The sequence below is a fragment of the Paenarthrobacter sp. NPDC090522 genome, assembly GCF_044769225.1.
Lineage (GTDB): Bacteria > Actinomycetota > Actinomycetes > Actinomycetales > Micrococcaceae > Arthrobacter.
Map to the genome: position 1 here is coordinate 359,584 of NZ_JBIVXL010000004.1, position 2,561 is coordinate 362,144.

The window sequence follows — 2,561 nt, forward strand, 5'->3', positions numbered from 1 at the left end:
TGCTTGGCCGTCAGCCAACCGCCGGAGCCATTGCCGGGGTAGAGCCACAAAACGCCATTGGTGTCCCGGGCCAGGACATCCGAATTGCCGTCACCGTTGAAGTCCGTGGTCTTGATGCGGGCAGACGAGAACGCGTGGCTCCAGGAAGTAGTGGCCCCCACTGCGAGGACATAATCCTTGGCAGCGCGAGCGGTCACGGTGACGGTCCCGTTGGCACGGTAAACGCCGGCAGGAACAACGACGCTGCCCACCAAGTATTCAACGCCCTTAACCGCGGGGATCTGGAACGTGTCCTTCGCCGTCCCGTCGAGGTCCTTGAAGACCACTGGCGACGGCGCCACGGGCAAGTTGCCGCCGTAAGCAATCAGCGCGGCCGTGGCATCGACGAGGCCGGCTCCACAACCCGGAGCGCACCCTGCCGGAAGGGGACGGGAGCTGTCCTTGAGTTGTTGTTCCAAAGTTGCCGGAGTCAGCGAACTTCCTTCGGCGGCGAACAGGAGTGCCGCGAGTCCGGAGACATGCGGGGCTGCCATGGACGTTCCCTGCATGAAGGCATACCCGGTCTCCGCTTGCGTGGTGGTGCCCGCGTTGTAGGTGGATAGGATGCCGTTCATGAAGTCAGCGCTCATGTCGCCACCGGGAGCAGTGACATCAACGGCATCCCCGTAATTGGAATACGGCGCTTTCGCACCGGACCTGGTGCTGGCGGCCACGGTAATGACGTTCTGGCAGTTTGCCGGGCTGGCCTGGGATGCCGGTACGTTCGAGTTTCCTGCCGAGACCACGACGGCGGCACCCGCGTTGTGCGCGAAGTCGATGGCGTTTTGGTAGGTCGCGGAGCACGCCTTGATGCCGCCGAGGCTCAGGTTGATGACCTTGGCGGGGTTAGGGTTGACCGGAACACCGCTCACCACGCCGCCGGCAGCCCAGATGATTGAATCGGCAATGTCGGACGTGTAGCCACCACAGAAGGTCATGGCCCTGACGGGGAGGATCTTCGCACCAGGGGCGACGCCGCTGACGCCACGGCTGTTGTTACCGACCGCGGCGATGGTGCCAGCCACGTGGGTGCCGTGCCAAGAAGAATTTTCAGCGGGACTTCCCACGGCGCATTCACCGGCAGGTGCCCAGTCCCCCATGTCCGTGGGATCGGGATCCCGGCCGTCGCCATCGCGGCCGTCCACTGCAGTGGAGATCATGTCGTAGCCGGGGAGGACATTGGCGTCCAGGTCAGGGTGCCGTGTAATGCCAGTGTCCACAACCGCCACTACGACGCCCTCACCGTGGGTGTAGTCCCAGGCAAAAGGCATACGCATGCCAGCTTGGCTTTCCCACAAATCCCACTGCTCGTTGAAGTAGCTGTCATTCGGAGTGACTGCTATGTGCATCACCGCGTCAGCCTCGACGTAGGCCACCTTCGTATCCATGCGGAGGGATTCAGCGAACTTCTCGGCTTCGCTTGCACTCAGCGCCTTGTCGAGCTTGACCACGTGCCCGCCAGTGGCAGTGTCGCGGACGGTTTGTGCAGACACTCCCAACTTTGAGGCGGCTTTGTCCGCCGCTTCCTCGACGGCCACGCGCGCCGCTTGGACCGAGTTGTCCTTAACACCAACAATGAACTGGTCAGTGCCGGGTTCGGGCGTCGGAAGCAGAGCCTGGGGCGCACTGGGAAGTATGTTCCCGTCATCGGCCAGGGCTGGCTGGACGGCAAGCCCACCACCGATGAGTGCAGCGGCTGTGGCGATGCCCACGAACCGTAACGATTGCTGCGCATATTTCTTGACCATGATTCGGTATCCCCCGGGAAAGCGCGAACGAACCATGGCGGGGTCGATCGCGGGCAACTGGAGACCACCAGCTGACCCCCACGAGATTCTAAACCGAGACTTGACTTGCAATACAAGTGGAACCCGTTTATGACAGGCTAAGACCACCTTGCGTGTCAGGGCACAGCAATGTCGCTTAGTTTCCTTTCGCCCAGGATGACAGTCCCGTGGTGACGGCGAAGGCCACGCTGGTTTCGGTGGCTCCCTGGACAGGATGGACGTTCACGGGATTCTCCACCTCGGGGATGAACGCGGCGGCGCCGCGTTCCAGGCGGAGATCGCTCTTGGGGGAGTCGAGGACCACGGACCCGGACACGACCACGACGACGGCGGGCCCGGTTTGCGCCAAGGGCACGGGCTCGGCGGTGGGGCCTAGTTCGATGCGTTGGAGCTGGAATTCCTTGAACGGCGGGCGGTACAGTTCCTGGCCGAACTCGGTGCCTTCGGCCACCACGTGGGGAACCCCGAGGGCCTCGAAACGAACGGTTTTCAGCAGTTCGGGGACATCGACGTGCTTGGGCGTCAGGCCGCCGCGCAGCACATTGTCCGAGGTGGCCATGACTTCCACGCCCAGGCCGTGGATGTAGGCGTGCACGTTTCCTGCGGGCAAGTACACGGCATCGCCGGGCTCGAGGGTCAGGTGGTTCAGGAGCAGCGAAATGAGCACTCCGGGATCGCCGGGGAAGGCCTCGTTGATGCCCAGCATCGCGGTCAGTGCCTCTTCGTGCGGTTCGC

General features: G+C 63.2%; 1 protein-coding gene and 1 pseudogene. Both read right to left on the reverse strand.

Going from position 1 to position 2,561, the window contains the following annotated elements; genetic code table 11:
- A partial coding sequence (locus tag ACIQT2_RS07280) for a S8 family peptidase (protein ID WP_402944973.1) occupies positions 1-1,787 on the reverse strand: 1,787 nt, incomplete at its 3' end.
- A 175-nt stretch (positions 1,788-1,962) separates the two neighbouring features.
- Positions 1,963-2,561, reverse strand: a pseudogene (locus tag ACIQT2_RS07285) (mannose-6-phosphate isomerase, class I); the annotation flags it as partial.